Source organism: Rhizobium sp. L9 (assembly GCF_002531885.1).
Taxonomy (GTDB): Bacteria; Pseudomonadota; Alphaproteobacteria; order Rhizobiales; family Rhizobiaceae; genus Rhizobium.
In genome coordinates this window covers 56,407-83,093 of the sequence record NZ_NWSZ01000028.1, presented here as the reverse complement: position 1 = coordinate 83,093, position 26,687 = coordinate 56,407, and the positions used below count along the sequence as shown (strand labels likewise).

26 protein-coding genes are annotated in these 26,687 nt (G+C 61.2%); 24 read left to right on the top strand and 2 right to left on the bottom strand.

Annotation, left to right across the window (positions count from 1 at the left end; genetic code table 11):
• Positions 1–11: 11 nt before the first annotated feature.
• The 4 genes from CO660_RS25820 to CO660_RS25805 all read left to right on the top strand — a co-directional run bounded on the left by CO660_RS25820 (position 12) and on the right by CO660_RS25805 (position 3,907).
• Positions 12–1,049 (top strand): sugar ABC transporter permease, encoded by a 1,038-nt coding sequence (locus CO660_RS25820; RefSeq protein WP_097601143.1) that lies wholly within the window; start codon positions 12–14, stop codon positions 1,047–1,049.
• On the top strand, positions 1,046–2,095 hold the full coding sequence (locus CO660_RS25815) for a carbohydrate ABC transporter permease (protein ID WP_097601142.1): 1,050 nt from the start codon (positions 1,046–1,048) through the stop codon (positions 2,093–2,095). The genes CO660_RS25820 and CO660_RS25815 overlap by 4 nt, the downstream gene beginning before the upstream one ends.
• Before the next feature lie 18 nt (positions 2,096–2,113).
• Positions 2,114–3,193, top strand: coding sequence for a sn-glycerol-3-phosphate ABC transporter ATP-binding protein UgpC (gene ugpC / locus CO660_RS25810; RefSeq protein ID WP_097601141.1), 1,080 nt, complete (start codon positions 2,114–2,116; stop codon positions 3,191–3,193).
• Between the two features lie 129 nt (positions 3,194–3,322).
• Positions 3,323–3,907 carry a hypothetical protein gene (locus CO660_RS25805; protein ID WP_097601140.1) on the top strand — a complete coding sequence of 195 codons (585 nt, stop codon included), beginning with the start codon at positions 3,323–3,325 and terminating at the stop codon, positions 3,905–3,907.
• A gap of 63 nt (positions 3,908–3,970) precedes the next feature.
• Here the strand turns inward: CO660_RS25805 and CO660_RS25800 are convergent, their stop codons facing one another.
• Positions 3,971–4,153: a hypothetical protein gene (locus tag CO660_RS25800; protein WP_004673791.1), complete on the bottom strand. Its 183-nt coding sequence runs from the start codon at positions 4,151–4,153 to the stop codon at positions 3,971–3,973.
• 376 nt (positions 4,154–4,529) lie between these two features.
• Here CO660_RS25800 and CO660_RS25790 point away from each other — a divergent pair, with 376 nt between their 5' ends.
• From CO660_RS25790 to CO660_RS25765, 6 genes are all read left to right on the top strand, one after another.
• The gene (locus CO660_RS25790; protein ID WP_085778133.1) at positions 4,530–4,739 is read left to right on the top strand and encodes a hypothetical protein; all 210 of its coding nucleotides are present in this window, start codon (positions 4,530–4,532) and stop codon (positions 4,737–4,739) included.
• A 9-nt stretch (positions 4,740–4,748) separates the two neighbouring features.
• Positions 4,749–5,123: a GFA family protein gene (locus CO660_RS25785; protein WP_085778134.1), complete on the top strand. Its 375-nt coding sequence runs from the start codon at positions 4,749–4,751 to the stop codon at positions 5,121–5,123.
• A gap of 211 nt (positions 5,124–5,334) precedes the next feature.
• A complete protein-coding gene (locus CO660_RS25780) occupies positions 5,335–6,627 on the top strand; it encodes an efflux RND transporter periplasmic adaptor subunit (RefSeq protein WP_097601138.1) in 1,293 nt (430 codons plus the stop codon).
• Between the two features lie 11 nt (positions 6,628–6,638).
• Positions 6,639–7,355, top strand: a complete 717-nt coding sequence (locus CO660_RS25775) for an ABC transporter ATP-binding protein (RefSeq protein ID WP_097601137.1) — start codon at positions 6,639–6,641, stop codon at positions 7,353–7,355.
• Positions 7,345–8,547, top strand: coding sequence for an ABC transporter permease (locus tag CO660_RS25770; protein ID WP_097601136.1), 1,203 nt, complete (start codon positions 7,345–7,347; stop codon positions 8,545–8,547). Before CO660_RS25775 ends, CO660_RS25770 begins: the two co-directional genes overlap by 11 nt.
• A gap of 129 nt (positions 8,548–8,676) precedes the next feature.
• On the top strand, positions 8,677–9,291 hold the full coding sequence (locus CO660_RS25765) for a GntR family transcriptional regulator (protein WP_097601135.1): 615 nt from the start codon (positions 8,677–8,679) through the stop codon (positions 9,289–9,291).
• 49 nt (positions 9,292–9,340) lie between these two features.
• On the opposite strand, the gene CO660_RS25760 is transcribed toward CO660_RS25765, so the two are convergent.
• Positions 9,341–10,153, bottom strand: coding sequence for a ferredoxin--NADP reductase (locus CO660_RS25760; protein ID WP_064806129.1), 813 nt, complete (start codon positions 10,151–10,153; stop codon positions 9,341–9,343).
• A gap of 344 nt (positions 10,154–10,497) precedes the next feature.
• Here CO660_RS25760 and pcsA point away from each other — a divergent pair, with 344 nt between their 5' ends.
• The 14 genes from pcsA (at position 10,498) to CO660_RS25690 (ending at position 26,681) form a co-directional block, all read left to right on the top strand.
• Positions 10,498–11,226 carry a phosphatidylcholine synthase gene (gene pcsA, locus CO660_RS25755; RefSeq protein ID WP_097601134.1) on the top strand — a complete coding sequence of 243 codons (729 nt, stop codon included), beginning with the start codon at positions 10,498–10,500 and terminating at the stop codon, positions 11,224–11,226.
• 12 nt (positions 11,227–11,238) lie between these two features.
• The gene (locus CO660_RS25750) at positions 11,239–12,219 is read left to right on the top strand and encodes a quinone oxidoreductase (protein ID WP_097601133.1); all 981 of its coding nucleotides are present in this window, start codon (positions 11,239–11,241) and stop codon (positions 12,217–12,219) included.
• A gap of 39 nt (positions 12,220–12,258) precedes the next feature.
• Positions 12,259–13,827, top strand: a complete 1,569-nt coding sequence (locus CO660_RS25745; RefSeq protein ID WP_097601132.1) for an ABC transporter ATP-binding protein — start codon at positions 12,259–12,261, stop codon at positions 13,825–13,827.
• Complete coding sequence (locus tag CO660_RS25740) at positions 13,817–14,902, top strand: ABC transporter permease (protein ID WP_097601131.1); 1,086 nt, start codon at positions 13,817–13,819, stop codon at positions 14,900–14,902. The genes CO660_RS25745 and CO660_RS25740 overlap by 11 nt, the downstream gene beginning before the upstream one ends.
• A complete protein-coding gene (locus CO660_RS25735) occupies positions 14,899–15,819 on the top strand; it encodes an ABC transporter permease (protein WP_097601130.1) in 921 nt (306 codons plus the stop codon). The genes CO660_RS25740 and CO660_RS25735 overlap by 4 nt, the downstream gene beginning before the upstream one ends.
• Before the next feature lie 47 nt (positions 15,820–15,866).
• Positions 15,867–16,943 (top strand): BMP family ABC transporter substrate-binding protein, encoded by a 1,077-nt coding sequence (locus CO660_RS25730; RefSeq protein WP_097601129.1) that lies wholly within the window; start codon positions 15,867–15,869, stop codon positions 16,941–16,943.
• Between the two features lie 143 nt (positions 16,944–17,086).
• Entirely contained in the window at positions 17,087–18,049 is a 963-nt protein-coding gene (gene ytfQ / locus CO660_RS25725; RefSeq protein WP_097601128.1) for a galactofuranose ABC transporter, galactofuranose-binding protein YtfQ, read from the top strand.
• A 119-nt stretch (positions 18,050–18,168) separates the two neighbouring features.
• Entirely contained in the window at positions 18,169–19,692 is a 1,524-nt protein-coding gene (ytfR, locus tag CO660_RS25720; protein WP_085778146.1) for a galactofuranose ABC transporter, ATP-binding protein YtfR, read from the top strand.
• Positions 19,689–20,693, top strand: a complete 1,005-nt coding sequence (locus CO660_RS25715) for an ABC transporter permease (protein ID WP_085778147.1) — start codon at positions 19,689–19,691, stop codon at positions 20,691–20,693. The genes ytfR and CO660_RS25715 overlap by 4 nt, the downstream gene beginning before the upstream one ends.
• 5 nt (positions 20,694–20,698) lie before the next feature.
• Positions 20,699–21,667, top strand: a complete 969-nt coding sequence (yjfF, locus tag CO660_RS25710; protein WP_085778148.1) for a galactofuranose ABC transporter, permease protein YjfF — start codon at positions 20,699–20,701, stop codon at positions 21,665–21,667.
• Positions 21,668–21,681: 14 nt separating this feature from the next.
• The gene (locus CO660_RS25705) at positions 21,682–22,458 is read left to right on the top strand and encodes a FadR/GntR family transcriptional regulator (protein ID WP_097601127.1); all 777 of its coding nucleotides are present in this window, start codon (positions 21,682–21,684) and stop codon (positions 22,456–22,458) included.
• Between the two features lie 83 nt (positions 22,459–22,541).
• Positions 22,542–23,903, top strand: a complete 1,362-nt coding sequence (gene glmU, locus CO660_RS25700; RefSeq protein ID WP_097601126.1) for a bifunctional UDP-N-acetylglucosamine diphosphorylase/glucosamine-1-phosphate N-acetyltransferase GlmU — start codon at positions 22,542–22,544, stop codon at positions 23,901–23,903.
• A 109-nt stretch (positions 23,904–24,012) separates the two neighbouring features.
• Positions 24,013–25,839: a glutamine--fructose-6-phosphate transaminase (isomerizing) gene (glmS, locus tag CO660_RS25695; RefSeq protein ID WP_097601125.1), complete on the top strand. Its 1,827-nt coding sequence runs from the start codon at positions 24,013–24,015 to the stop codon at positions 25,837–25,839.
• A 134-nt stretch (positions 25,840–25,973) separates the two neighbouring features.
• Positions 25,974–26,681: a DUF502 domain-containing protein gene (locus CO660_RS25690; protein WP_085778152.1), complete on the top strand. Its 708-nt coding sequence runs from the start codon at positions 25,974–25,976 to the stop codon at positions 26,679–26,681.
• The last annotated feature ends 6 nt before the right edge of the window (positions 26,682–26,687 follow it).

The following is a 26,687-nucleotide window of genomic DNA, read 5'->3' as shown; positions in this document are numbered from 1 at the left end:
CGGAAGAGCGGATGGCGGAGAAGACGGTTTCTTCCGAACCACCGGCGAAAGCCGGTCTGCGGCAGGCGCTCCTTGCGCCTGTCGGGCTCGCCATGGGGATGATCGATATCCCGATGCGCGCCTGGCAGAAGCTGACGGGGCTGAACGGCATGGCGGGCGTCTTCCTGGCGCCTAACATGCTGATCTTTTCCGTCTTCGTGCTCCTGCCGCTGGTCATCAACTTCATCTATTCCACGACGGGCGGCGGCGCCATTTTCCTGCCGAACAGGACCTATGTCGGCGCTGAGCAGTACCGCATCCTCTTCGATTGCCGCTCCTATCTCGACCCCTCGACTTGTGCTGCCGACACCTTCTGGGCGGCCGTGCGCAACACCGCCGTCTTCGTCGTCTTCCAGGTGTCGGCAATGCTGGTCGCGGCACTCGCAACGGCGTTGATCCTCAACCGCGAACTTTCCAATCGCGGCTTCTGGCGCGCCGTCTTCTTCTTTCCGGTGCTGCTGTCGCCCGTGGTCGTCGGCCTGATCTGGAAGTGGATCCTTCAGCGCGAGGGCCTGTTGAACTATGCGCTGAGTCCTTTAGGCTTCGAATCCTTCTCCTGGCTCAGCGATCGTTTCTGGGCCTTCTTCTTCGCCGTCTTTGTTTCGGTCTGGGCACATATGGGCTTTTATGCGCTGATCCTGCTCGCCGGCCTGCAGGCAATCCCGAGGGATCTCTATGAGGCGGCGGCAATGGACAAAGCGAGCCCCACCCGCATCTTCCGGCGCATCACCCTGCCGCTGCTGATGCCGAACCTCATCGTCGTTCTGGTCCTGGCGCTGATCCGCGCCGTGCAGATCTTCGACGAGGTTTTCGTGCTCACCGGCGGCGGGCCGGGCACCAGCACCATGTACATCACCCAGTTCATTTACGAGACCGGCTTTGCGAGTTCGCTGCGCAATCCGGGGCTCGCCTCGGCCGCCTCGATCCTGATGGGCATCGTGCTCGTCATCCTGACGCTGGTTCAGCTCGCCGCAAGCAGCCGCAACGAGAAGAAGGGCAAACGTCTATGAGCGCCGTCACCACCTTCCTGCTTCGCCGCCGCGGCCGCGGGTGGCACTGGACCGACGTCGTCACCTGGATCTGGCTGATTTCAGGCGTCATCCTGATGTTCGGCCCGGCCATCTGGCTGGTCTTCTCCTCGTTCAAGACGCCAGCTGCCCTTGCCGAGTTCCCGCCGTCCGTCCTGCCCTATGTCACCGAGCAGGCCGTTGTGCCGGGCTATGACAAGCCTTTGCCGCTCTATAATGTGACGATGCCGGATGGCAGCACTCATGTGCTCGCCGAAGTCCGCCGCATCGGCATCATGGGCCAGATGATCGATCCGAAACAGCCGGGCGAAATCGTCAAGGTCAACATCAAGGACCGTACGCCGGTGCGTGAGGTCGAATTCGCGACCAACAACTACACCGAGCCTTTCCAGCGCTTCGACTTCTTCCTGTTCCTGCGCAACTCGGTCTTCGTAACGGTGGTGGCGACGGCCATCACCCTGTTGGTCAATTCGATGGCCGCCTTTGCGCTGTCGAAATACCAGTTTCCCGGCCGCACCGCCGTCATGCTGATGATCCTGGCAACGCTGATGGTGCCGCTCTCGGTGATCGTCGTGCCGCTCTATTCCGTCATCGGCAGCTTGAACCTCTTCGACAGCCTCTGGGGCGTCATCCTGCCGACCGTCGCTACGCCGACGGGCGTCTTCCTGCTCCGCCAATACATGCTGACGATCCCGGATGAACTGATCGATGCGGCACGCATGGACAAGGCCAGCGAATGGCAGATCTACTGGCGCATCATCCTGCCGCTGTCGGCGCCGGCGCTGGCGGTGCTGGCGATCTTCTCGGTGGTCTGGCGCTGGAACGACTTCCTCTGGCCGCTGATCGTGCTGTCGCGCAAGGAACTCTACACGCTGCAGGTCGGCCTCAACGTCTATGCCGGCGAGCTCAATGTGCAATGGCACTATATCCTCGCCATGACCGTCGTCTCGATGATCCCGGTTGTGCTGATCTTCGTCTTCCTGCAGCGCTTTATCACGACTGGTATCGCCGGCTCGGGGCTGAAATAATATGAAACAGGAGAGTGCATGAGCGGACTCGAGCTCAGGAACATCGTCAAGAATTTCGGCGCCGTCGAGGTCATCCGCGATGTCTCGCTTGAGGTCAATGACGGCGAGTTCGTCGCTTTCGTCGGCCCGTCCGGGTGTGGAAAATCGACGTTGCTGCGCCTGATCGCCGGACTCGACAAGCCCACAGGCGGCAGTATCGCCATCGACGGCAAGGACGTCACTGCGATCGGTGCGGCCGACCGCGGCCTTGCCATGGTCTTCCAGTCCTATGCTCTTTATCCGCATATGAGCGTGCGCGAAAACCTTGCCTTCGGCTTGGAGAACACCAAGGTGGCGAAGGCCGAGATCGAAGCCCGCATCGCTGATGCCGCCCGCATGCTGGAGATCGAGCCGTTTCTGCAGCGGCGTCCGGGCCAGCTCTCCGGCGGCCAGCGTCAGCGCGTCGCGATCGGCCGCGCCATCGTCCGCCGGCCGGATGCCTTCCTGCTCGATGAGCCACTCTCCAATCTTGACGCCGAGCTCCGGGTGAGCATGCGCGCCGAACTCGCCGCGCTCCACGCTCGCCTGAAGGCGACGATGATCTACGTCACCCATGATCAGGTCGAGGCGATGACGCTCGCAAACCGCATCGTCGTGCTGAGAGCCGGCAGGATCGAGCAGGTGGGAACACCCCTGGAACTCTACAACAAACCCGCCAACCGCTTCGTCGCCGGCTTCATCGGCGCGCCGCACATGAATTTCCTGGAAGCCTCGATCGTCGGTCACGAGGGTGCTTTCGTGCAAGTCGAAACCGTTGGCGGCCACCGTCTTTCCGTCATTGCCAAAGAGGTGCGTCCGGCAGGCGAGAGGGTCAGCATCGGCATACGGCCACAACACATCAGTCTCGCCGATGCAGCCGCCGCAGGCAGGCTGGACACGCGGATCACCCTTGTCGAGGAACTGGGATCTGAAACCGTCGTCCATACCGAAGCCGCCGGCAAGAAGCTGATCGCCGTCTTTGCTGGCCAGCAGCAGATGAAATCCGGCGACAGCCTGCCGCTCCATCTCGATCCCGAAGTTCTGCACCTCTTCGGTGAGGACGGCCGGCGTCTGTCTTGAGATCCAAGGATCGTCCGAGCGGCGCGGATGTGCATTCGCTATAAGATTCCAATCATCCTTGACGATGGAACCGTTTTGATAGCAATTCGACTTTAAGTTTCATTTTTCTTACCTTTTGCCGGATCGCTAATGACTACACTGAAAAGCGCCAATGGGAAGGAGGGCGAGGCGGACAAAGAAATGCGCCGCCAGCTGTGGGAACTTCTCTCTGCGATGTTGGTCACATTTCTTATTGCAGTATTGGTGTATGGCTTCTCTTGGGTGCATGCTGAAGGGGCGTGCTATCTGGCATCTAACAGCATATATATGGGAATCTGGCCACCGAATCTTCGGGATGCCAATGTCCTCTTAGAGGCAAGCTACCCGGTACCAGATAGCTGCATACTGCTTTCCACGCGCTCCATGATCAGCGCTATCATGTTGATCTATCTTTTCTACCTATTTGTCAGTCAGACATGGGTTAAGGATGCCAGCTATATCCCCAAGCTTATTCCAATATCTGTCTTTTTAACCTTGGGGTATCTTTACATAGCCACAAAGGCAATCTCCACCGAACCGGCCAGCCTATATTCCACTAGTACACACTCCGGTGTTGTCGTGAATCTTATTAAAAGTTACATCGAGATATGCGGACTATATCTTGGTTTTGCGTTATTCGTTCAACGGATGTTTGCATTGCTTCGTCTTAAACACAACGCGGGTAGGGCGGGGTGACCGCATCCGAAAAAGCCCGCGCCGGAATGGAGGGCGCGGGCCGAGTTTCATGTCATGACAGCTTTAGTGGCTGTTCTTGTGGCTTTGTTGACCAGCCTTTACATGCTGCTCATGGCTGCCGCCGCGGGTTCCGCTGGACTGCGCGTCGCGGCCGCCTGAAGAGGCGCTGCGGGTATTGGAGTCATTCTTGTGACTCTGCTGCCCAGCCTTGACGTGCTGTTCATGGGTTCCACCTTGGTTTGCCATTTGGTTTCTCCTTGGTTTTGAACTGAGGCCACGTCGACCTCGTGTTGACAACCTCGCTCCGACGCATGCGTTCCGCATTTTAACATTTCGTGATCTCGCCGGAAAATGAGGATGAGGAAGCGGACCGGGCGGGTAGGGAACTCGCCTGCCAGTTCGTTGGCCATCGGGAGAAAGCGGAAAAATCCTGATGTTCTCCAGCGCGCCGCCGCCGCGTGGCGCGGCCCGCAGCCTCGCTTCGAAAACCGTCTCTCGGCAAAAAGGTTCCAGGAAAATCAGCCGCATCCGCTTCGGTTGATGGCCCTGCCGAGGCCGCTCGAGTCTTTTCAAATAGATGGGCCGCTCTAACTTACAGGGAAGCTGATGAAAGGAGAAAACCATGACCGACGCACCGAAAACGGCGACCCCGGCGCGAAGAGTGTTGCGTGGCCGCCCCTACAGCATGAGCGAATTTGCCAGAAAATACCGGTTGGACGACAAGGAGGCCAAGCGCCTCTATGACAAATTTGGCCCCTCAGCCACGGAACTCGATCTGCTGATGGCGGCAAAGCGCCGTCCGCCGGGCCTCCCCACCAAACTCGACTCTTGACGGTCGTCAATGAGGATCAGAACGGGAAGCTGCCTTTGCGGAGCGGTCGCCTACCGAGTGGAAGGCGAGCCGCTTCGCGTCGGCCTCTGCCACTGCGCTGATTGCCGCAAATCGAGTGGTTCCGCCTTCGTGTTCTTTGCGCTTTGGCCCCGACCGGCATTTTCCCATAGCGGCGAGATTGCCACATTCGCCGGCCGCAGCTTTTGCCCCGCCTGCGGCAGCAGGCTCTTCTGCCTTCAGGAGGCCACGGTGGAAATCCGCCTCGGCTCTCTCGACGGTCCGCCGACGGATCTTGAGCCGAACCATGAAGTGTGGATCAAGCGGCGCGAAGCCTGGCTGCATCCGCTGCCGGGTGCCGGGCAATTTACCGAGGATCCCGATTAACGGTGGGCAATTTCTGCCTGTCGGGAGTGCGAAACGCTGGGGATTTTGGCGCTATAGGCTCCGCGGTACTGAAACTTGAGTTTTCTTACCAATATTTCATTTCACCTGTCCGCAATTCCGTGCCAGTTCGGCGGCAACGCTAATTCCCGGTTCATCTGCGGTTTGACTATTTCATTGCAGCCGATGCGGCCACTGACTGATCGAGGATGACATGAACAAAATCGTAAGCGGCGAAGAAACCGGAGCAAAGGCCGGCGGGACGCCCGACCTCGCTGCGGTACTTGCCGCGTCGGCAAGGCAGAACAAGCGGGGCCGCTGGCGCGGGCGTTTGCTGGTTCTGCTGATCATCCTCGTTGCCGCCGCAGCTGCCGCCTATTTCTATGTCGGCCGGGGGCAAAGCGAGGTGAGCTACACGACGCAGCCGGCAAAGCGCGGCGACCTGACGGTGCTTGTCACCGCCACCGGTTCGGTGCAGCCGACCGAGCAAGTTGACATCTCGAGCGAACTTTCCGGCACCGTCCGTGACGTCAACGTCGACTATAACAGCACGATCAAGGCGGGCGACGTGCTGGCGCTGCTCGATACCAACAAGCTCGAGGCGGACGTGAAGAGCTCGCGCGCCAAAGTCAATTCGGCCAAGGCGAACGTCGCCAAGGCCAATGCCGATCTCGAATCGGCGAGCACCTCGCTCGAGCGGCTGAAGAGCCTGGTCAGGAGCAATGTCTCCACACAGCAGAGCCTCGACGACGCCACCTACAAATATGATTCCGCCGTCGCTGCGAAACAGATCAACGAAGCCGAGGTGCTGGCCGCGGAGGCCGATCTGCAGCTTGCCGAGGTCAATCTCGCCAAGGCAAAAATCGTCTCGCCGATCGACGGCGTGATCCTCACCCGTTCCGTCAATCCGGGCGCCACCGTCGCCGCCTCGCTTTCGGCGCCCATTCTCTTCACCATCGCCGGCGATCTGAAGAAGATGGAGCTGCAGGTCGATGTCGACGAGGCCGACGTCGGCAAGATCGCCGTCGGCCAGAAGGCGAAGTTTACCGTCGACGCCTATCCCGACCGGTCGTTCCCTGCCGAGATCGAGCAGATCCGCTTCGCCTCCGAAGTGGTCAACAATGTGGTGACCTATAAGGCGGTCCTCTCGGTCGATAATGCCGATCTGCTGCTCCGCCCCGGGATGACGGCGACCGCCGATATCACCGTCGAGGCCGTCAAGGACACGCTGATGGTGCCGAATGCGGCGCTGCGTTATGCCCCGCCGCAGGCGGAACGGCGCGGGCGCGGTATTCTCGCAATTTTCGGGCCACCACGCCGGCGCGGCGGCGATTCCGGCCAGGCGCTGACGGGGGCGCAGCGCCGCGTCTGGGTGCTGCGCAATGGCCGCGCCGCGCCCGTCGTCATCCAGGCCGGGTCGTCCGATGGCCAGTTTACCCAGGTGGTATCGGGCGAACTCAAGGAAGATGACGCCCTGGTGACCGACGCCACGGTGCGGACGAACTAGGCGGAGAGACGATGACAATGCCGCCGCTCATCGAGTTCAGGAAGGTCTCGAAAATCTACGGCGAGGGTGAGGCGGCGATCCGCGCGCTCGACCATGTAGATCTTGCGATCGATGCCCATGAATTCGTCGCGATCATGGGGCCGTCAGGCTCCGGAAAGTCGACGGCGATGAACATTCTCGGCTGTCTCGACGTGCCGACATCGGGCGATTACGTCTTCCAGGGCATCCCGACCAGCGGCTTCGACCGCAGCCAGCTGACGCTGTTGCGCCGCCACATGTTGGGCTTCGTCTTCCAGGGCTTCAACCTTCTGTCGCGCACCTCGGCGGCCGAGAATGTCGAACTGCCGCTGATCTATCGCGGCATGGCGGTGCGCGAGCGGCGCGAACGGGCGCGCGAGGCGCTTGCGCTGGTCGGCCTGTCCGGCCGCGAACATCACAACACGCAGGAGCTGTCAGGCGGCCAGCAACAGCGCGTCGCCATCGCCCGCGCCATCGTCACCGAGCCGGCGCTGCTGCTCGCCGACGAGCCGACCGGCAATCTCGATACGAAGACCAGCGTCGAAATCATGGATCTGATGACGCGATTGAATCGCGAGCAGGGCATCACCATCGTCATGGTCACACACGAGCCCGATATCGCCGCCTACGCCGGGCGGCTGCTGCGCTTCGTCGACGGCAAGCTGGAGACGGAGCTGGAGCATCGGAGGAGGGCGGATCATGTTCTTTGAGACGCTGAAGCTCGCGCTGCGCGCCATCAGCCGCAACATGCTGCGCTCGTTTCTCACCGTGCTCGGCGTCGTCATCGGCGTTGCCGCGGTCATCGCGCTGGTGACGATCGGCAACGGCACGACCGCGCAGGTCTCGACTGAACTGTCGCGGCTCGGCACCAACATGCTGTTCGTCCGTCCCGGCCAGTTCGGCCCCGGCCGGGCGAGTTCCGAGGCCAAACGTTTCAGCGTCAAGGATGTCGCCGCCATCCGCGACCAAATCGGCGGCTTGAGAGCGGTGGCGCCGCTCAACCAGTCGACGGCAACGGTGATTTTTGGCGGCCAAAACCATTCGACCAGCGTCTCCGGCACCACCAACGATTATTTCGTCGCGCAGGACTGGAACCTGGCGCTCGGCCGCAATTTCACGCCCGCCGAGGAGCGCGGCCAGTCCCGCTGCATTATCGGCGAGACGGTCCGCTCGCAGCTCTTCGGCGCCGCCGATCCGCTCGGCCAGCAGATCCGCGTCGGCAAGGTTTCGTGCCCGGTCATCGGGGTGCTCGCCAAGCGCGGTCAGTCCGGCATGGGCACCGATCAGGACGACGTGGTCATCATGCCGGTCAAGGTGTTCCAGCGGCGCATCAGCGGCAACAGCAACGTGCCGCAGATCATCATCTCGGCGCGCGACGGCGTCTCCACGGCCAAGGTGCAGGCCGATGTCGAAAATCTGCTGCGCGAGCGCCGCAAAATCATTCCCGGCCGGCAGGACGATTTCAACGTCAACGACATGACGCAGATCGCCGAGGCGATGACCGGCACGACGACGCTCCTGACCGGCCTGCTCGGCGCCGTCGCCGCGATCAGCCTGCTCGTCGGCGGCATCGGCATCATGAACATCATGCTGGTCTCCGTCACCGAACGAACTCGGGAAATCGGCATTCGCCTGGCGATCGGCGCCCTCGAAAACCAGGTGCTCACTCAGTTCCTGGTCGAGGCGGTGGCGCTCTCGCTCTTCGGCGGCATCACCGGCATCGTGCTCGGCCTGAGCCTCGGTCTGGTGGCGGTCACCCTCCTGAAAGTCCCCTTCGTCTTCAGCCCGATGATGGTCGCCGTCGCCTTCCTCTTCTCCGCCGCGATCGGCATGATCTTCGGCTATTTCCCGGCGAGACGGGCAGCGCAGCTCAATCCGATCGAGGCGTTGCGGCACGAGTGAAGGGCCGACGCGCGGTTCGGTCATAAGGACCTGCGAATTGGGATTTTACTTCTTGTCTGGCATCCCCTTGTCTTCGAATCTTCGCCGTGCCAGGATGTGATATATCAGGTGGGCTACGGAATTATCGGCATGCTGACGTCACAAAGCCACCTTGCCTATCTCGCGCTCGAGCATCTGATCGTCACGCTGGTGCTGAAACCCGGTGCGCTCGTCACCGAAAAGCAGCTGATCGATATGGCGGGCCACGGACGCACGCCGGTGCGCGAGGCGATTCAGAAACTCGCCTGGCAGGGGCTGATCCTGGTGAAGCCACGTGTCGGATTGCAGGTTGCCGAGATCGCGCCGGAGGATCATGGCAATGTCATGCAGGTGCGCCGCGAGCTGGAGCCTATTGCTGCGGCATTGGTCGCCGAACATGCGGGCGGCGAACAGCGCGATCGCCTCGGCGACTGCGCTCGCGCCATGGAGGAATGCGCCGCCACGGGCGATCTCGCCGGCTTCTTCGCCGCCGACAAGGCTTTCGACGAGATCCTCGAGGATGCCTGTCCCAATCGCTTCATAACGGCCGCGCTCGGCCCGGTGCAGACCCATTCGCGTCGCCTCTGGTATTCCACCGCAAGCCCTGAGGGAATGAACCGCGCCATCGCGCTGCATGTCGGCGTCATTCGGGCCATTCAGCGGGGCAGACCGGATGAGGCGCATGCGGCAATGGCGGCACTGATCGACTATCTCGCCCGCAAATAAAAACGGCCCCGTTTCCGGAGCCGCTTCAAATCTGCTTATCGCAAAAAGGTCACCCGACGAAGGCCCGTTCGATGACGAATTCGGCGGGCTTGCTGTTGGCGCCCTCATTGAGGCCGGCCTTCTCCAGCAGTTCCTTGGTATCCTTCAGCATGGCCGAGGAGCCGCAGATCATGCCGCGGTCGATTGCCGGATCGAGCGGCGGCACGCCGAGATCGGTAAACAGCTTGCCCGAAGAGATCAGGTCGGTGATGCGGCCGCGATATTCGAAATCCTCGCGCGTAACAGTCGCATAATGACGGAGCTTGTCGCCAACCACTTCCTTCAGCAGTTCGTCATTCTGGATCTCATGCACGAGGTCGAAACCGTATTTCAGCTCGGCGACATCGCGCGTCGTATGGGTGAGGATCACTTCCTCGAACTTTTCATAGGTCTCGGGATCGCGGATCAGGCTGGCGAAAGGCGCAACGCCGGTTCCCGTCGAAAACATGTAGAGGCGGCGGCCAGGCGTCAGCGCATCGAGCACCAGCGTGCCCGTCGGCTTCTTGCGCATCAGCACCTGGTCGCCGGGTTTGATCGCCTGCAGATGCGAGGTGAGCGGACCGTCCGGCACCTTGATGGAGAAGAATTCAAGTTCTTCGGCCCAGGCGGGGCTGGCGATCGAATAGGCGCGGAAGACCGGCTTGCCCTCGACCATCAGGCCGATCATCGCGAATTCGCCGGAACGGAAACGGAAGCCCTGCGGCCGAGTCATCGTGAAGCGGAAGAGCCGGTCGGTGTAATGCGTCACGCTGAGCACCGTCTCGGCATAGACGCCGGCGGGGATGGACGATGCGAAGTCTTCGGTCTTTGCAGGCGCGTTCATTGCGGTAGAGGATCCCGTTTCGTCGGATGAACTTATCGGATGCGAGGCAGATATTACATATCCGGCCGGAATTAAAGGCATTCCATTCCACGCAGCGCTCATGAAAGGAAATATGCGTGTCCGTGTCAGGATTCAATGGTTGGCGGGGAATGTCATATTTCCCGCTGGCGAAGCCGGCCAAAGGATGCATATTAGAGCGGCGCGCCGCAATTGGATGCTGATTTCGGCAAAAGCGGTGCGACAACAAAGACCTACGCCGTCGAGCCCGATTCAGGAACAGGGTCAGGTGATGATGGCGATAAAACACGCTTGCCAGGGCGAGCGCGACAGGCGGTCGGGGGGTTATGAAGATTTTCAATTACAAGCGTGTTCCTTACGCGGAAATGCGCGCCTTTTCCGTTCATATCCTGACGGCTTCCGGCTCCTTCCTCGCCTTCCTCGGCGTGGTCGCCGCCGCCGAGCACCGCTTCATCGACATGTTCTGGTGGCTGGGTCTGGCTCTACTGGTCGATGGCATCGATGGGCCGATTGCCCGCAAGGTGCGTGTCAAGGAGGTGCTGCCGAACTGGTCGGGCGATACGCTCGACAATATTATCGATTACGTTACCTATGTGCTCCTGCCGGCCTTCGCGCTCTACCAGAGCGGCATGATCGGCGAGCCCTGGTCCTTCGCCGCCGCCGGCATGATCGTCGTCTCCAGTGCCATCTATTACGCAGACATGGGCATGAAGACCGACGAGTATTTCTTCTCCGGCTTTCCCGTCGTCTGGAACATGATCGTCTTCACCCTGTTCGTCATCGATGCCAGCGCGACGACGGCGCTCGTCGTCGTCACCATATCGGTGGTGCTGACCTTCCTGCCGATCAATTTCCTCCATCCGGTCAGAGTGAAAAGACTGCGCCCGCTCAATCTCGGCGTCTTCCTGCTATGGTCGGCGCTCGGCGTCTATTCGCTGCTGATGCATTTCGAAACGCCGCAATGGGCGCTCGTTCTCTTCATTGTGACCGGGCTCTATCTTTACGTCATCGGCGCGGTGCTGCAATTCTTCCCCGCCCTTGGACGCGAAGCTTGAAGGACAGCCAAGATGACGAAAACGCAGGCGGTTTCATTTTCGAAGACGGGCGGACCTGATGTCTTCGACTTTGTCGAAGTCGATCTTCCCCAGCCCGCGGCCGGGGAGGTGCAGATCCGGCAGGCGGCGATCGGCCTCAACTTCATCGATGTCTACTTCCGCAACGGCTCCTATAAGGTACCGCACCTTCCCTTTGTCACCGGCAAGGAGGGCGCCGGCACCGTCACGGCAGTGGGCCCCGATGTTACCGATTTCAGACCGGGCGACCGGGTCGCCTATGCCAGCGCCGACGGCGCCTATAGCGCCGAGCGCAATATTGAGGCACGCCATCTGGTGCATGTGCCTGACGGCATCGAGCTCGAAACGGCAGCGGCGATGATGCTGAAGGGCATGACCGCCGAATATCTCCTGAACCGCACCTTCAAGGTCGGCCCTCAGACCGCCCTTCTGTTCCATGCCGCAGCCGGCGGAGTCGGTCTGATCGCGGGCCAGTGGGCGAAGGCGCTCGGCGCCACGGTCATCGGCACGGCTGGATCCAAGGAGAAGGTCGAGCTGGCACTCGCGCACGGCTACGACCATGTGATCAACTACAAGAGCGAGGATTTCGTAGGCCGCGTCCGCGAGATAACAGGCGGCAAGGGTGTCGATGTCGTCTATGATTCGATCGGCCGCGATACATTTCCACAGTCGCTCGATTGCCTGAAACCGCGCGGCCTTTTTGCGTCCTTCGGCCAATCTTCCGGGCCGATCGAGAATTTCACCCTCGCCATGCTGGCCCAGAAAGGGTCGCTCTTTGCGACGCGCCCGACGCTCTTCACCTATATCGCCACGCGTCAGGAATTGGACGATAGTGCAAAGGCGCTATTTGATGTTGTGCAAAGCAACAAAGTGCGTATCAATGTCAACCAAACCTATCCGCTGCGTGAGGTTGGGCAGGCTCACGCGGATCTGGAAGCAAGAAAAACGACAGGAACGACGCTGCTGATTCCATGAGATCCGAACGGACCGGTTGGCAGAAGAAATGAGGGGAACGTGTCTGCATTGAATGTGCCGGATCCCGGTGCGTTGTTATCCGTCCAGAAGCTGACGAAGTTCTTCGGTGGCTTTGCCGCCTGCAATGACATCGATCTCGACATAGCGCCGGGCGAAATTCATGCGCTTCTCGGCGAAAATGGCGCAGGCAAGTCCACCTTGGTCAAGATGCTGTTCGGTGTTCTCGAGCCGACGCACGGGCAGATCCTTTGGGAAGGCAGTCCCGTCGTCATCGCCTCGCCGGGAGAAGCCCGCAAGCACGGCATCGGCATGGTCTTCCAGCATTTCTCGTTGTTCGAGGCCCTCACGGTGGCCGAAAACATCGCGCTGTCGCTCGATGACGCCATCCCGATCGACCGTATCGCCGAGGAGGCGAGGGCGCTGTCGGTCACCTACGGCCTGCCGCTCGATCCACATGCCCATGTCGCCGATCTCTCGGTCGGAGAGCGCCAGCGCATCGAGATCGTCCGGGCGCTGCTGCAGAACCCGAAGCTCATCATTCTCGACGAACCGACCTCGGTGCTGACGCCGCAGGAGGCCGACAGGCTGTTCGAGACGCTGTTCAAGCTGCGCGCCGAAGGCCGTTCGGTTCTCTATATCAGCCACCGTCTGGAGGAGGTGCAGCGCATCTGCGATCGCGCCACAGTGCTGCGCCATGGCCGGGTGACCGGCGCCTGCGATCCCAGGCAGGAAACGCCGGCCTCGCTCGCCCGCATGATGGTCGGCAGCGAGGTGGCGACGGTCACCCATCCCGAGCGCAGCGACAGGGGCGAGGTGCAGCTTGCCGTTTCGAACCTGTCGGTTTCCCCGCGCACGCCCTTTGCCATGCCGCTGCGCGACGTCTCCATGACGGTGCGTGCGGGCGAAATCCTTGCAATTGCCGGGGTCGCTGGCAACGGCCAGAGCGAGTTGTTCGACGCGCTGTCGGGCGAGTATCCGGTTGCCTCAGCCGAAGCGATCATCATCCGCAAGAAGCCGGTGGGCACTCAGGGCATTACCGCGCGTCGCCTGCTTGGCGCCGGTTTCGTGCCGGAGGAGCGGCACGGGCACGCTGCCGTTTCCGCCATGAAGCTGTCCGACAATCTGGTGCTGGCCCGCAGTCAGTCGGATCGCAAAGCCTTTCTGGGCGTGCTCGGCATCATCAGGCAGGGCGCGGTAAAATCTGCGGCGCGGCGCATTTCCGAAGCGATGGATGTCCGCAAGAGTGGTGACGATCCCGCCGCCGGCTCGCTCTCCGGCGGCAATCTGCAGAAATTCATCGTCGGCCGTGAGCTCGACCGCCAGCCGGCCGTCCTCGTCGTCAACCAGCCGACCTGGGGCGTCGATGCGGGGGCGGCAAGCCGCATCCGCCAGGCGCTCGTCGATCTTGCAAAAGCCGGCTCCGCCGTTGTCGTCATCAGCCAGGACCTCGACGAAATCTTCGAAGTGGCAACCGATATCGCCGTCATCTCCGAGGGGCGCCTTTCCCGGCCCTATCCGGCCGGCGAACTGACCCGCGAAAAGATCGGCCTGCTGATGGGCGGCCTGCATGAAGGCAGTTCGGCCGCGGAGACTGCCCATGCGCATTGAACTGGAAAAACGTCCCGACGTCTCGAAGCTCTTCGCTTTCGTCTCGCCGCTCCTGGCGCTTGCCCTGACGCTCGCCTTCGGCGCCATGATGTTCGCCATACTCGGCAAGGATCCGGTCGAGGCGCTGGACGCCTTTTTCGTCGAGCCGCTGCTCGAGGTCTGGTCGCTGCACGAGCTGGCGATCAAGGCAGCACCGCTGATCCTGATCGCCGTCGGCCTTGCCGTCAGTTACCGCTCGAACAATTGGAACATCGGCGCCGAAGGGCAGTTCACCATCGGCGCCATCACCGGGTCCTATCTGCCGATCGTCTTCTACGACTGGCATTCGCCTCTCATCCTGCCGTTGATGCTGCTGCTCGGCGCGCTCGGCGGCGCGCTTTTTGCCGCCATTCCGGCGCTGTTGAAGGCGCATTTCAACACGAATGAGATCCTGACGTCGCTGATGCTGGTCTATGTCGCCCAGCTTTTCCTCGACTGGCTGGTCCGGGGCGCCTGGCGCGATCCGAAGGGATTCAACTTTCCTGTTTCGCGCGATTTTGCGCCGGAGGCGGTGCTGCCGGCGATCTGGGAAGAATCGGGCCGCGCTCATTGGGCCTTCATCTTCGCCATCATCGCGGCGATCGGCGTCTGGTTCATGCTGCGCTTTACGCTGAAAGGTTTCGAGGTCGTCGTCCTCGGCCAATCGGAAAGGGCAGGGCGTTTCGCCGGCTTCTCCGCGAAGAAGATGATCTGGTTCAGTTTTCTCTTCTCAGGCGCGCTTGCCGGCCTTGCCGGCATCAGCGAGGTTTCCGGTTCGATCGGCCATCTTCAGCCGGCGATCTCACCGGGCTATGGCTTCACCGCCATTATCGTCGCCTTCCTCGGCCGCCTCAACCCGCTTGGCATTGTCGCATCGGGTCTAGTGCTGGCGCTGACCTATCTCGGCGGCGAGGCCGCACAGCTTTCGATCGGCATTTCCGACAAGGTCACCCGTGTTTTCCAGGGGCTGCTGCTCTTTTTCGTGCTCTCCTGCGATACGCTGATCTATTACAAAATCCGCATTATCTGGTCGCGGATCAGGGGCGGGGCGGCATGAGCATATTCGAAGCCATTCTGCTGACTGTTATCACCGCCTCGACGCCGCTCGTCATTGCGGCCCTCGGCGAACTCGTGACGGAGCGCGCCGGCGTTCTCAATCTCGGCGTCGAAGGCATGATGATCATCGGCGCCGTCGGCGCCTTTGCCGCCGCCCAGCTTAGCGGATCGGCCTATGTCGGCATTGTCGGCGGCATCGTCAGCGGCGGGCTGTTTTCACTGCTCTTCGCCTTCCTGACGCTGACGCTCGTTACGAATCAGGTGGCGACAGGTCTTGCCCTGACGATCCTCGGCCTTGGTGCTTCCGGCATGTTCGGCGAAGCCTTCGTCGGCGCGCCCGGTATCCGGCTTTTGCCGATCGAAATCCCGGTGCTCTCGGCCATTCCTTATGTCGGAACCGTCCTCTTCAAGCAGGATCTGATCTTCTACCTGTCGATCCTGCTCGTTGTCGGCGTCAACTGGTTCCTGTTCAGGAGCCGCACCGGCCTGAAGTTGCGCGCCATCGGCGACAATCACGCCTCCGCGCATGCGCTCGGCATCGACGTGATCCGCACGCGTTATCTCGCCGTGATGTTCGGCGGCGCGTGTGCCGGCCTTGCAGGGGCACAGCTGTCGCTGATCTATACGCCGCAATGGACCGAGAACATGTCGGCAGGGCGGGGCTGGATCGCGCTGGCGCTTGTCGTCTTCTCCTCATGGCGGCCTTGGCGGCTGCTGGCTGGCGGCTATCTCTTCGGGGCGGTGACGATCCTGCAATTGCACGCGCAGGCCTTCGGCATCGGCATTCCGTCGCAGTTCCTGTCGATGCTGCCCTACGCGGCGACAGTTGTCGTCCTCATCATCATCTCGCATAATCGGCGCACGACGTTGATCAATACGCCGGCCTCGCTTGGCAAGGCCTTCGTGCCTGACCGGTGAGCAAAACAAAAAGACGGGTTTCGAACTTCCAACCAACAGGGATCAAAATGAAAAAACTTGCACTTGCTCTCGCAGCGACAGCTGCCCTCGTCCTGAGCGTCGGTTCGGCCGCCGAGGCTGCCGACAAGACCAAGGTCTGCTTCGTCTACGTCGGCACCCGCACCGACGGCGGCTGGACTCAGGCCCATGAAAACGGCCGTCTGCAGGTCGAGAAGGAATTCGCCGACAAGGTCGAAACATCTTACCTCGAAAGCGTTCCGGAAGGTCCGGATGCTGAACGCGCCATAGAGCGCATGGCCCGCTCCGGCTGCTCGCTGATCTTCACCACATCCTTCGGCTACATGGACGCGACTGTCGCCGTCGCCAAGAAGTTCCCGAAAGTGAAATTCGAGCATGCGACCGGCTTCAAGACCGCAGATAATGTCGCGACCTACAATTCGCGCTTCTATGAAGGCCGCTATATCGCCGGAATTATCGCCGGCAAGCTGTCGAAAACCGGCACGGCAGGCTATATCGCCTCGTTCCCCATCCCCGAAGTGGTGATGGGCATCAACGCCTTCGAAACCGGCGCCAAGTCGGTCAATCCCAACTTCAAGATGAAGGTGATCTGGGTCAATACCTGGTTCGACCCGGGCAAGGAAGCCGATGCCGCCAAGGCGCTGCTCGACCAGGGCGTCGACATTCTCACCCAACACACGGACACGACCGCTCCGATGCAGGTAGCCGAGCAACGCGGCGTCAAGGCCTTCGGTCAGGCGTCCGACATGATCAAGGCTGGCCCGAACGTACAGCTCACCGCGATCATCGACACCTGGGGCAACTATTACGTCAAGCGCGTCGAGGCGCTTCTCGACGGCACGTGGAAGTCGGAGCAGAGCTGGGATGGCCTCAAGGACGGCATCCTGACAATGGCGCCCTACACGAACATGCCAGATGACGTGAAGAAGCTCGCCGAGGAAACCGAAGCCAAGATCAAGTCGGGCGAATTGCATCCCTTCACCGGCCCGATCAACAAGCAGGATGGCACGCCATGGCTGAAGGCTGGCGAGAAGGCCGATGACGGCACGTTGCTCGGCATGAACTTCTATGTCGAAGGCGTGGACGACAAGCTGCCGGCGCAATAATTCCCCCGGCTTTCTGCAACTTCCAAGGGCGTCCTAGCGGGCGCCCTTTTTTCTGCTGGAACGCTAAAAAAAGTGATTGCCAAAAGTAATACTATATGATTTTTTGACCCTGCGCCGCGAAGGAGCGGCATTGGGAGGATATCATGAAATTGAAGACTGCACTTTTGAGTGCCACGGTTCTGGCTGCTTGCATGTTCGGTTCGGCTTCGGCTGGCGGCTTGAAGGTCGGCTTCTCGCAGATCGGCTCGGAATCGGGCTGGCGTGCGGCTGAAACCACTGTCACCAAAGAACAGGCCAAGAAGCGCGGCATCGATCTGAAGTTTGCCGACGCGCAGCAGAAGCAGGAAAATCAGATCAAGGCATTGCGCTCGTTCATTGCTCAGGGCGTTGATGCCATTCTGATCGCTCCGGTTGTTGAAACCGGCTGGGACGACGTTCTGAAGGAAGCCAAGGAAGCCAAGATCCCGGTCATCCTTCTCGACCGCACCATCAAGGCTCCGGACGATCTGTACCTGACGGCCGTGACCTCGGACCTCGTTCATGAAGGCAAGGTCGCAGGCGACTTCCTAGTGAAGACCGTCGGCGATAAGAAGTGCAATGTCGTCGAACTGCAGGGCACCACCGGTTCCTCGCCGGCGATCGCCCGCAAGAAGGGCTTCGAAGAAGCTCTTGCCGGCCACGACAACCTCAAGATCGTTCGCAGCCAGACCGGTGACTTCACCCGCACCAAGGGCAAGGAAGTCATGGAAAGCTTCCTGAAGGCCGAAAATGGCGGCAAGGACATCTGCGCGCTCTATGCCCACAACGACGACATGGCCGTCGGCGCCATCCAGGCGATCAAGGAAGCCGGCCTGAAGCCCGGCAAGGATATCCTTGTCGTCTCTATCGACGCCGTGCCGGATATTTTCAAGGCGATGTCGGAAGGCGAGTCCAACGCCACCGTCGAGCTGACGCCGAACATGGCTGGTCCTGCCTTCGACGCGCTCGAAGCCTATCTGAAAGACAAGAAGGCTCCGCCGAAGTGGATCCAGACCGAGTCCAAGCTCTACACGCCGGCCGACAATCCGATGAAGGTCTACGAAGAGAAGAAGGGTCAGGGCTACTGATTTGAACCTGCAACCGCACTGGCCCACAATGGGCCGGTGCGGAACTGCCGGTGCCGGATCGGGCGGCAGCCCGGTCTTGGCGCGGGCGCACGGCGCAATATCAGGACACAGCAGCCCTCATGGTTCACAATAACGAGAATATTCTCGCAGCCTCGGCTATATCCAAGTTTTTTCCCGGCGCCGTCGCCCTTGATAAGGTTGATTTCACGTTGCGCCGCGGGGAGGTTCATGCGCTTCTCGGCGAGAACGGCGCCGGAAAATCGACGCTGATCAAGTGCATCACCGGCGCCTATCATCGCGACGGCGGCAGCCTGATGCTCGACGGCCAGGAAATCAATCCGGCCAATACGCTCGCTGCCCAGAAACTCGGTATCGGGACCGTTTATCAGGAGGTCAACCTCCTCGCCAATCTAAGCGTCGCTGAAAACCTCTTTCTCGGACGCCAGCCGAGGCGTTTCGGCATGACCGACGTGCGTGCGATGAACCGCAAGGCGCGCGAACTGCTCGCCGGTTACGGCATCGATATTGACGTCACCGCCGAACTCGCCCGTTTCTCCGTCGCCGTCCAGCAGGTGGTTGCCATCGCCCGTGCCGTCGATCTCTCCGGCAAGGTGCTGATATTGGACGAGCCGACGGCAAGCCTGGACAACCAGGAAGTGGCGCTGCTCTTTCGCATCATTGAGGACCTGAAGAAGCGTGGCCTCGGCATTGTCTTCATCACCCATTTCCTCGAGCAGGTCTATGCGATCAGCGATCGCATCACCGTGCTGCGCAACGGCAAGCTTGTCGGCACCCGTGACGCCGCCGAGTTGCCGCGCCAGGGTCTGATCGCCATGATGCTCGGCCGCGAGCTTGCCCAGGCCGAAGAGGCGGTCGGGGAACGCAGCATCGCGGCGGGCGAGGTCCGGTACCGCTTTTCCGGCTACGGCAAACGCGGCAAGGTCAAGCCCTTCGATCTCGATGTGCGCGCCGGCGAGGTGGTCGGCGTGGCGGGACTGCTTGGTTCCGGGCGCACCGAAACCGCCGAGCTGCTCTTCGGCGTCGAACATGCCGATAGCGGCAGTGCGACGATCGACGGCCAGCCCGTCACCCTTTCCAGCCCGCGCGCCGCAATCGAAAAAGGTTTCGGCTTCTGCCCGGAGGACCGCAAGACCGATGGCATCGTCGGCGACCTTTCGATCAGGGAAAATATCGCACTGGCGCTGCAGGCTCGCCGCGGCTGGACCCGGCCGCTGTCGCGCGCCGAGCAGAACGCGCTCGCCGACCGCTATATCAAAGCGCTCGATATCCGCACCACCGACCGTGAAAAACCGATCCGGCTGCTCTCCGGCGGTAATCAGCAGAAGGCGATCCTCGCCCGCTGGCTGGCAACCAATCCCAAGTTTCTCATCCTCGACGAGCCAACCCGCGGCATCGATGTCGGCGCCCATGCGGAGATCATCCGGCTCATCGAACAGCTCTGCGCCGAAGGCATGTCATTGATTGTAATTTCCTCGGAACTTGAAGAGCTTGTCGCCTATAGTTCACGTGTCATCGTACTTCGCGACAGGCAGCATATCGCCGAATTGACGGGCGAGCGCATCACCGCAGCCGGTATCGTCGATGCCATCGCCGCCGCCGAGCACAAGAAGGAGGATGCATGAAATCCTCTCGCAACGGGCTGGCCTATCGCCTGGCGCCACAACTGATCGCACTCGTAGTTATTCTTCTGTTGAATTTCATAACGTCGCCGCAGTTTTTTAATGTCGTTGTTCAAAATGGACGTCTCTATGGCAGCCTGATCGACGTGCTCAATCGCGGCGCGCCGGTGGCCTTGTTGGCAATCGGCATGACGCTGGTGATTGCTACCAAGGGCATCGACCTGTCGGTCGGCGCGGTCATCGCCATCTGCGGCGCCGTTGCAGCTTCGTCAATTGTGTCCGGAAATTCAGTGACCTACACGATTTTGCTGACATTGGCGATCGGGCTTGCCTGCGGCGTCTGGAACGGTTTTCTGGTGGCGATACTCAACATCCAGCCGATCATTGCCACGCTGGTGCTGATGGTTGCCGGCCGCGGCATTGCCCAGCTCATCACCGAGGGCGCGATCCTGACGTTCAACGATGACGGCCTGATCTTCTTCGGCAGCGGCTCCATGGCGCTCCTGCCGATGCCCGTTGTCATCTGGCTGCTCGTCGGTCTTCTCGTCATCCTGCTCGTTCGCCGCACGGCGCTCGGCATGCTGCTCGAGGCTGTCGGCATCAACCGCCGCGCCAGCACGCTTTCCGGCATTCAAACACCGGTGTTGCTGATGGCGGTCTATATGCTGAGCGGGCTTTGCGCCTCGATCGCGGGTATCATCGTCGCGGCCGACATCAAGGGCGCCGACGCCAACAATGCAGGTCTCTGGCTGGAGCTTGATGCCATCCTCGCTGTCGTCGTCGGCGGCAACTCGCTGCTCGGCGGAAGATTCAGCATTGTCGGCTCGCTGATCGGCGCAATGATCATCCAGGCGGTCAACACCGGCATCCTGTCCTCCGGATTTCCGCCGGAGTTCAACCTGATCATCAAGGCGGTCATTATCATTGTGATCCTCGTCATTCAGTCTCCGGCGGTGCAATCGCTCGCCATCTTCGCCAGCCGCCGGCAGGGCGGAAGGGAGTAGCCGAAATGAACTCCAAATATCTGCCGCTGCTTGCGACCATCGTCATCTTCGTGCTCGCTTATGCCGGCTGCACGCTGCAATACCCGAACATGCTGTCGACGCGCGTCATCGGCAATCTTCTGACCGACAATGCCTTCCTCGGCATTGCCGCCGTCGGTATGACCTTCGTCATCATCTCCGGCGGCATCGATCTGTCGATCGGTTCGGTCATCGCCTTCACCGGCGTGTTCCTCGCGGTGATCCTGCAGAACACCTCGATCCATCCGCTGCTTGCCTTTGCGCTGGTCCTCGTCATCACCACCGCCTTCGGCGCCATCATGGGCGCCATCATCCACTATCTCGAAATGCCGGCCTTCATCGTCACGCTTGCCGGCATGTTCCTGGCGCGCGGTATCGCCTTCGTGCTCTCGATCGACAGTATTCCGATCAACCACGACTATTATTCCACGCTGACGAGCCTCTATTGGCGGCTGCCCGGCGGTGGCCGGCTGACGCTGATCGGCGCAGTCATGCTTCTGGTCTTTGCCGCCGGCATCTTCATCGCCCACCGCACCCGCTTCGGCACCAACGTCTATGCACTCGGCGGCGGGCCGCAGACGGCGCGGTTGATGGGCGTGCCGGTCGGCCGCACGACGATCCAGATCTACGCACTGTCGGGTTTTCTCGCTGGTCTATCCGGAATCGTTTTTTCGCTGTACACCTCTGCAGGATATTCTCTTGCGGCAGTCGGCGTCGAACTTGACGCCATCGCTGCGGTGGTCATTGGGGGGACGCTGCTGACCGGAGGAGCGGGCTTCGTGGCGGGAACCTTGATCGGGATTCTGATCCAGGGACTCATTCAGACCTACATCACCTTCGACGGCACGCTGTCGAGCTGGTGGACGAAGATTCTGATTGGCCTGCTGCTATTTGCATTTATTCTGATGCAGAAGGCGATCCTGTTCCTTTCCAGCCTGAACAAGAGGTATGCCTGAGGGGGGCGGGTCCTTTGCGCAACAAATTCATCGAGGCACGCAAGACAGGGCGCCGAACCCGGACGAGCCATGCACAGGTGGTCGACGAGCTCGGCAAGGCAATCGTCGCCGGCACCTATCCGGTCGGCTCGATCCTGCCCGGCGATACCGAACTGGCTCAACGCTTCAAGGTGTCGCGCACCGTCTTGCGTGAAACGATGAAGACGCTCGCAGCCAAGGGCATGGTTGTCGCCAAGGCGCGGGTTGGCACGCGCGTGACCGAGAAAACCCTCTGGAACATGTTCGACAGCGAAATCATCGCCTGGCACTTCGATAATGGCGTGACGGAAGAATTCCTGCTGCATCTTTACGATATCCGCCTTGCCGTCGAACCCTTCGCCGCAGGTCTCGTCGCCGAGCGCGCCAGCACCGAGGAAATCGAGACGCTTCGCGAACTGGCGCAGGAAATGGCGGCCAGCGGGCATACGGCCGACAGCTTGGCGCTCGCCGACCTGCGCTTTCACCTGGCGATAGCCGAAGCCTCGCACAATCCTTTCATGCGCACCCTCGGCAGCCTCATCGAAGCGGCCCTGGTCGGCATGTTCCGCATCAGCACGCCGCCCTCCGAAAACGGGTTCGCCAATATCGCCGATACCCACATGCGCATCGTCGATGCCATCGTTTCGGGCGACAGTGCCGCGGCTCGGCGTGCGATGGAGGTCGTGATCGTGGATGGCCGCGATCACGTGCACGAGGCCTTCGCGGCCCACGGCTCTCCTGTTGTCCTGGGGCCGATTTCACCCGCAATCTAACCCTGAAATGGATTTCCGATTTCAGGAATTATGCAGTATGAGGCAGAAAAGCCGCCTCATAACGCGGATTCGCGGAGCAGATCATGGAACGTACTTGTCTTGCCGTCATCCTTGCCGCCGGTGACAGCACGCGGATGAAATCTTCGAAATCGAAAGTGCTGCATCCGGTCGCCGGCCGTCCGATGATCGCCCATGTGGTCGAGGCGGTCGCCTCCGCCGGCATTTCCTCCGTCGCCCTCGTCGTCGGCCGCAATGCCGAGGAGGTGGCAAAGGCCGCAAGCATAGACGGTGTCGGCATCGAAGCCTGTCTGCAGAAGGAGCGCCTCGGCACTGGCCATGCGGTGCTGGCGGCGCGCGAGGCCATCGCCAGAGGCTATGACGACATCCTCGTTACCTATGGCGACGTGCCGCTCCAGACCGACGGGCCGCTCAAGGCCGCCCGCCAGGGACTCGCCGACGGCAGCGACATCGTCGTCATCGGTTTTCATACCGACCGGCCGACCGGCTATGGCCGCCTGCTCGTCAAGGACGGCGAACTCATCGCCATCCGCGAGGAGAAGGACGCGACCGACGCCGAGCGGGCTGTGACCTGGTGCAACAGCGGATTGATGGCGATCAACGGTCGCAAGGGGCTCGATCTTCTCTCGCGCATCGGCAATGCCAATGCCAAGGGCGAATTCTATCTGACCGATCTCGTCGAGATCGCCCGTTCGCTCGGTGGCCGCGTCACCGCCGTCGACGCCCCCGAAATCGAGATGACCGGCTGCAACAACCGCGCCGAACTCGCCGTCATCGAACGCTTTTGGCAGGAGCGTCGCCGCCGCGAGATGATGCTCGCAGGCGTTACGATGATCGCGCCGGAAACGGTGTTCCTCTCCTACGACACCGTCATCGCCCAAGACGCGCTGATTGAGCCGAACGTGGTCTTCGGACCCGGAGCCGTGATCGACAGCGGCGCCATCATCCACTCCTTCTCGCATATCGAGGGCGCCCATGTCAGCGAAGGCGCGACCGTCGGCCCCTTTGCGCGGCTGCGGCCGGGTGCCGATCTCGCCAACGGTTCGAAGGTCGGCAATTTCTGCGAGGTCAAGAACGGCCGGATCGGCGAGGGCGCCAAGGTCAACCATCTGACTTATATCGGCGATGCCGTGGTCGGTGCCGGCAGCAACATCGGTGCGGGCACGATCACCTGCAATTATGACGGGGTCAACAAGAGCGAAACGGTGATCGGGCAAAACGCCTTCGTCGGCTCCAATTCCTCGCTGGTCGCGCCGGTGACGATCGGTGACGGCGCCTATATCGCCTCCGGCAGCGTCATCACCGCCAACGTGCCGGCCGATGCGCTGGCGCTCGGACGCGCCCGCCAGGAGATCAAGCCCGGCCGCGCGACGCTGTTGCGCGAGCGTGCGCTTGCCATAAAGGCGGCGAAGAAGGCCAAGGTTTAAGCCCGCTTTGCGTAACCGGCGGAAATTCAAAGTGACCGCGGAGCCGATTGAGAAATAAGCGGAAATCTTTAGGACTGGCCTCAATATTGAAGCCTTATGGGGATATTGCATGTGCGGAATTGTGGGGATCGTCGGAACTCAGCCTGTCGCCGGGCGCCTGGTCGACGCGCTGAAGCGCCTGGAATACCGCGGTTATGATTCTGCCGGTGTCGCCACCATCCACGAGGGCGTGATGGATCGCCGCCGCGCCGAGGGCAAGCTCTTCAATCTGGAAAAGCGCCTCGACGCCGAACCGTTGCCTGGTGCGGTCGGTATTGCCCATACGCGCTGGGCAACACACGGTGTGCCCAACGAGACCAATGCCCATCCGCATTTCGTTGAAGGCGTGGCCGTCGTTCATAACGGCATCATCGAAAATTTCTCCGAGCTTCGCGATGAACTGACCGAAGCGGGTGCGGTCTTCGACACTCAGACCGATACCGAAGTCGTTGCCCAGCTGATGGCGAAATATCTGCGCGAGGGGCTCGAGCCGCGCGCCGCCATGTTGAAGATGCTGAACCGGGTGACCGGCGCCTATGCGCTGGCCGTCATGCTCAAGGCCGATCCCGGCACGATCATGGCCGCCCGCTCAGGCCCGCCGCTTGCCGTCGGTTACGGCCGTGGCGAGATGTTCCTGGGGTCGGATGCGATTGCGCTTTCGCCCTTCACCAACGAGATCACCTATCTGGCCGACGGCGATTGCGCCCTCATCACGCGCGACGGCGTCGCCGTGCTCGATTTTGCCGGAAAGCCGGTCACACGAGCCCGCCAGATCTCGCAGGCGACCGCCTATGTCGTCGACAAGGGCAATCACCGCCATTTCATGGAAAAGGAAATCTACGAGCAGCCGGAGGTGATCTCCCACGCGCTCAGCCACTATGTGGATTTCGCCGAGAACACGATCGGCGCCAATGCCGCCGCGATCGATTTCAAGGCGGCAAGCAGCCTTGCGATTTCGGCCTGCGGCACCGCCTACCTCGCAGGCCTTGTCGGCAAATACTGGTTCGAGCGTTATGCCCGCCTGCCTGTTGAGATCGACGTCGCCTCCGAATTCCGCTACCGCGAAATGCCGCTCTCGCCATCGCAGGCCGCACTCTTCATCTCGCAGTCGGGCGAGACCGCCGATACGCTGGCATCGCTGCGTTATTGCCGCGACAACGGCTTGAAGATCGGCGCTGTCGTCAATGTGCGCGAATCGACGATCGCCCGCGAATCCGACGCCGTCTTCCCGATCATGGCCGGTCCCGAAATCGGCGTCGCCTCGACCAAGGCCTTCACCTGCCAGCTCGCCGTGCTGGCGTCGCTGGCGATCGGCGCCGGCAAGGCGCGCGGCACGGTGAGTGCTGAGGATGAGAGGGCGCTGGTGCGCCATCTCGCCGAGATGCCGCGCATCATGAGCAGGGTGCTGAATCTTATCCAGCCGCAGATGGAAAGCCTGTCGCGCGAACTGTCGAAATGCAGGGACGTGCTCTATCTCGGCCGCGGCACCAGCTTCCCGCTCGCCATGGAAGGCGCGCTGAAGCTCAAGGAAATTTCCTATATCCACGCCGAAGGCTATGCCGCCGGTGAGTTGAAGCACGGGCCGATAGCGCTGATCGACGAGAACATGCCGGTCATCGTCATTGCCCCTTACGACCGCTTCTTCGAAAAGACCGTTTCGAACATGCAGGAGGTCGCAGCCCGCGGCGGCCGCATCATTTTCATCACCGACGACGCGGGTGCGGCCGCCTCGAAACTGCCGACCATGGCAACGATTACCCTGCCTGTCGTCGACGAAATCATCGCGCCTATGATCTTTTCGCTGCCGATCCAGCTGCTCGCCTATCACACTGCCGTTTTCATGGGCACCGACGTCGATCAGCCGCGCAACCTGGCGAAATCTGTAACAGTGGAATAAGCCTGCAAGGCCGCTGTCTTCGCTGCGAAACATATTGTGCGCACCCTCGAATTCTGGCAATTTTGGTGTGCGGACAAGGGGGAAAGGCCGGCGTTCCGGCCTGTCCACGACTGAGATGGAGCTCATCAGGAGAGATGACCGACAACACCCCCAGAATGCCGGTCGCGACCCGGCTGAGGAATAATTTTCTCGCAGGCCTGATCATCTGCGCGCCGATCGCGATTACCATCTGGCTGACCTGGACCTTCATCCACTGGTCGGACAGCTGGGTCAGGCCCTATATTCCGGCGCGCTGGAATCCGGAAAGCTATCTCAATTTCGCCATTCCCGGTTTCGGCCTGCTGACGGCCGTCGTGCTGATCACCGTTGTCGGTTTTCTCGGCAAGAACCTGATCGGCCAGAGCATCGTCGGTTTCGGCGAATCGGTCGTCCAGCGCATGCCGCTGGTGCGCACGATCTATAGAAGCGTGAAGCAGATTTTCGAAACGGTGCTGAAGGAGCAGTCTAACTCCTTTAAGAAAGTCGGCCTCATCGAATATCCCAGTCCCGGCCTCTGGGCTCTGGTTTTCGTGGCCACCGATGCCAAGGGCGAGATCGCTTCGAAGTTCAACGCCATGGGCCAGGATATGGTCGCGGTCTTCCTGCCGCCGACTCCGGTGCCGACCGCCGGTTTCCTCGTCTTCGTGCCGCGCGAGAAGATCGTGTTGCTCGACATGTCGCCGGAAGACGCGGCTAAATTCCTGATCTCAGGCGGGCTCGTGGCTCCTGAAATCCCTCAGTCCGAGCCGAAGCCGAAGCATTTGCCGCGGCCGAAGCCGGTGGCGGTTTCCAAGGCTGATTGATGCATG

What these genes read in the sequence shown, in the direction of transcription:
- CO660_RS25785 (WP_085778134.1), top strand. Translation starts at nt 4,749, where the DNA reads ATGAGGATCAGAACGGGAAGCTGCCTTTGCGGAGCGGTCGCCTACCGA.
- CO660_RS25775 (WP_097601137.1), top strand. Translation starts at nt 6,639, where the DNA reads ATGACAATGCCGCCGCTCATCGAGTTCAGGAAGGTCTCGAAAATCTAC.
- CO660_RS25730 (WP_097601129.1), top strand. Translation starts at nt 15,867, where the DNA reads ATGAAAAAACTTGCACTTGCTCTCGCAGCGACAGCTGCCCTCGTCCTG.
- CO660_RS25800 (WP_004673791.1), bottom strand. Translation starts at nt 4,153, where the DNA reads ATGGCAAACCAAGGTGGAACCCATGAACAGCACGTCAAGGCTGGGCAG.
- pcsA (WP_097601134.1), top strand. Translation starts at nt 10,498, where the DNA reads ATGAAGATTTTCAATTACAAGCGTGTTCCTTACGCGGAAATGCGCGCC.
- CO660_RS25715 (WP_085778147.1), top strand. Translation starts at nt 19,689, where the DNA reads ATGAAATCCTCTCGCAACGGGCTGGCCTATCGCCTGGCGCCACAACTG.
- glmS (WP_097601125.1), top strand. Translation starts at nt 24,013, where the DNA reads ATGTGCGGAATTGTGGGGATCGTCGGAACTCAGCCTGTCGCCGGGCGC.
- CO660_RS25690 (WP_085778152.1), top strand. Translation starts at nt 25,974, where the DNA reads ATGACCGACAACACCCCCAGAATGCCGGTCGCGACCCGGCTGAGGAAT.
- CO660_RS25770 (WP_097601136.1), top strand. Translation starts at nt 7,345, where the DNA reads ATGTTCTTTGAGACGCTGAAGCTCGCGCTGCGCGCCATCAGCCGCAAC.
- CO660_RS25735 (WP_097601130.1), top strand. Translation starts at nt 14,899, where the DNA reads ATGAGCATATTCGAAGCCATTCTGCTGACTGTTATCACCGCCTCGACG.
- CO660_RS25740 (WP_097601131.1), top strand. Translation starts at nt 13,817, where the DNA reads ATGCGCATTGAACTGGAAAAACGTCCCGACGTCTCGAAGCTCTTCGCT.
- CO660_RS25780 (WP_097601138.1), top strand. Translation starts at nt 5,335, where the DNA reads ATGAACAAAATCGTAAGCGGCGAAGAAACCGGAGCAAAGGCCGGCGGG.
- ytfR (WP_085778146.1), top strand. Translation starts at nt 18,169, where the DNA reads ATGGTTCACAATAACGAGAATATTCTCGCAGCCTCGGCTATATCCAAG.
- CO660_RS25815 (WP_097601142.1), top strand. Translation starts at nt 1,046, where the DNA reads ATGAGCGCCGTCACCACCTTCCTGCTTCGCCGCCGCGGCCGCGGGTGG.
- CO660_RS25805 (WP_097601140.1), top strand. Translation starts at nt 3,323, where the DNA reads ATGACTACACTGAAAAGCGCCAATGGGAAGGAGGGCGAGGCGGACAAA.
- ugpC (WP_097601141.1), top strand. Translation starts at nt 2,114, where the DNA reads ATGAGCGGACTCGAGCTCAGGAACATCGTCAAGAATTTCGGCGCCGTC.
- CO660_RS25790 (WP_085778133.1), top strand. Translation starts at nt 4,530, where the DNA reads ATGACCGACGCACCGAAAACGGCGACCCCGGCGCGAAGAGTGTTGCGT.
- CO660_RS25765 (WP_097601135.1), top strand. Translation starts at nt 8,677, where the DNA reads ATGCTGACGTCACAAAGCCACCTTGCCTATCTCGCGCTCGAGCATCTG.
- glmU (WP_097601126.1), top strand. Translation starts at nt 22,542, where the DNA reads ATGGAACGTACTTGTCTTGCCGTCATCCTTGCCGCCGGTGACAGCACG.
- CO660_RS25820 (WP_097601143.1), top strand. Translation starts at nt 12, where the DNA reads ATGGCGGAGAAGACGGTTTCTTCCGAACCACCGGCGAAAGCCGGTCTG.
- yjfF (WP_085778148.1), top strand. Translation starts at nt 20,699, where the DNA reads ATGAACTCCAAATATCTGCCGCTGCTTGCGACCATCGTCATCTTCGTG.
- ytfQ (WP_097601128.1), top strand. Translation starts at nt 17,087, where the DNA reads ATGAAATTGAAGACTGCACTTTTGAGTGCCACGGTTCTGGCTGCTTGC.
- CO660_RS25760 (WP_064806129.1), bottom strand. Translation starts at nt 10,153, where the DNA reads ATGAACGCGCCTGCAAAGACCGAAGACTTCGCATCGTCCATCCCCGCC.
- CO660_RS25750 (WP_097601133.1), top strand. Translation starts at nt 11,239, where the DNA reads ATGACGAAAACGCAGGCGGTTTCATTTTCGAAGACGGGCGGACCTGAT.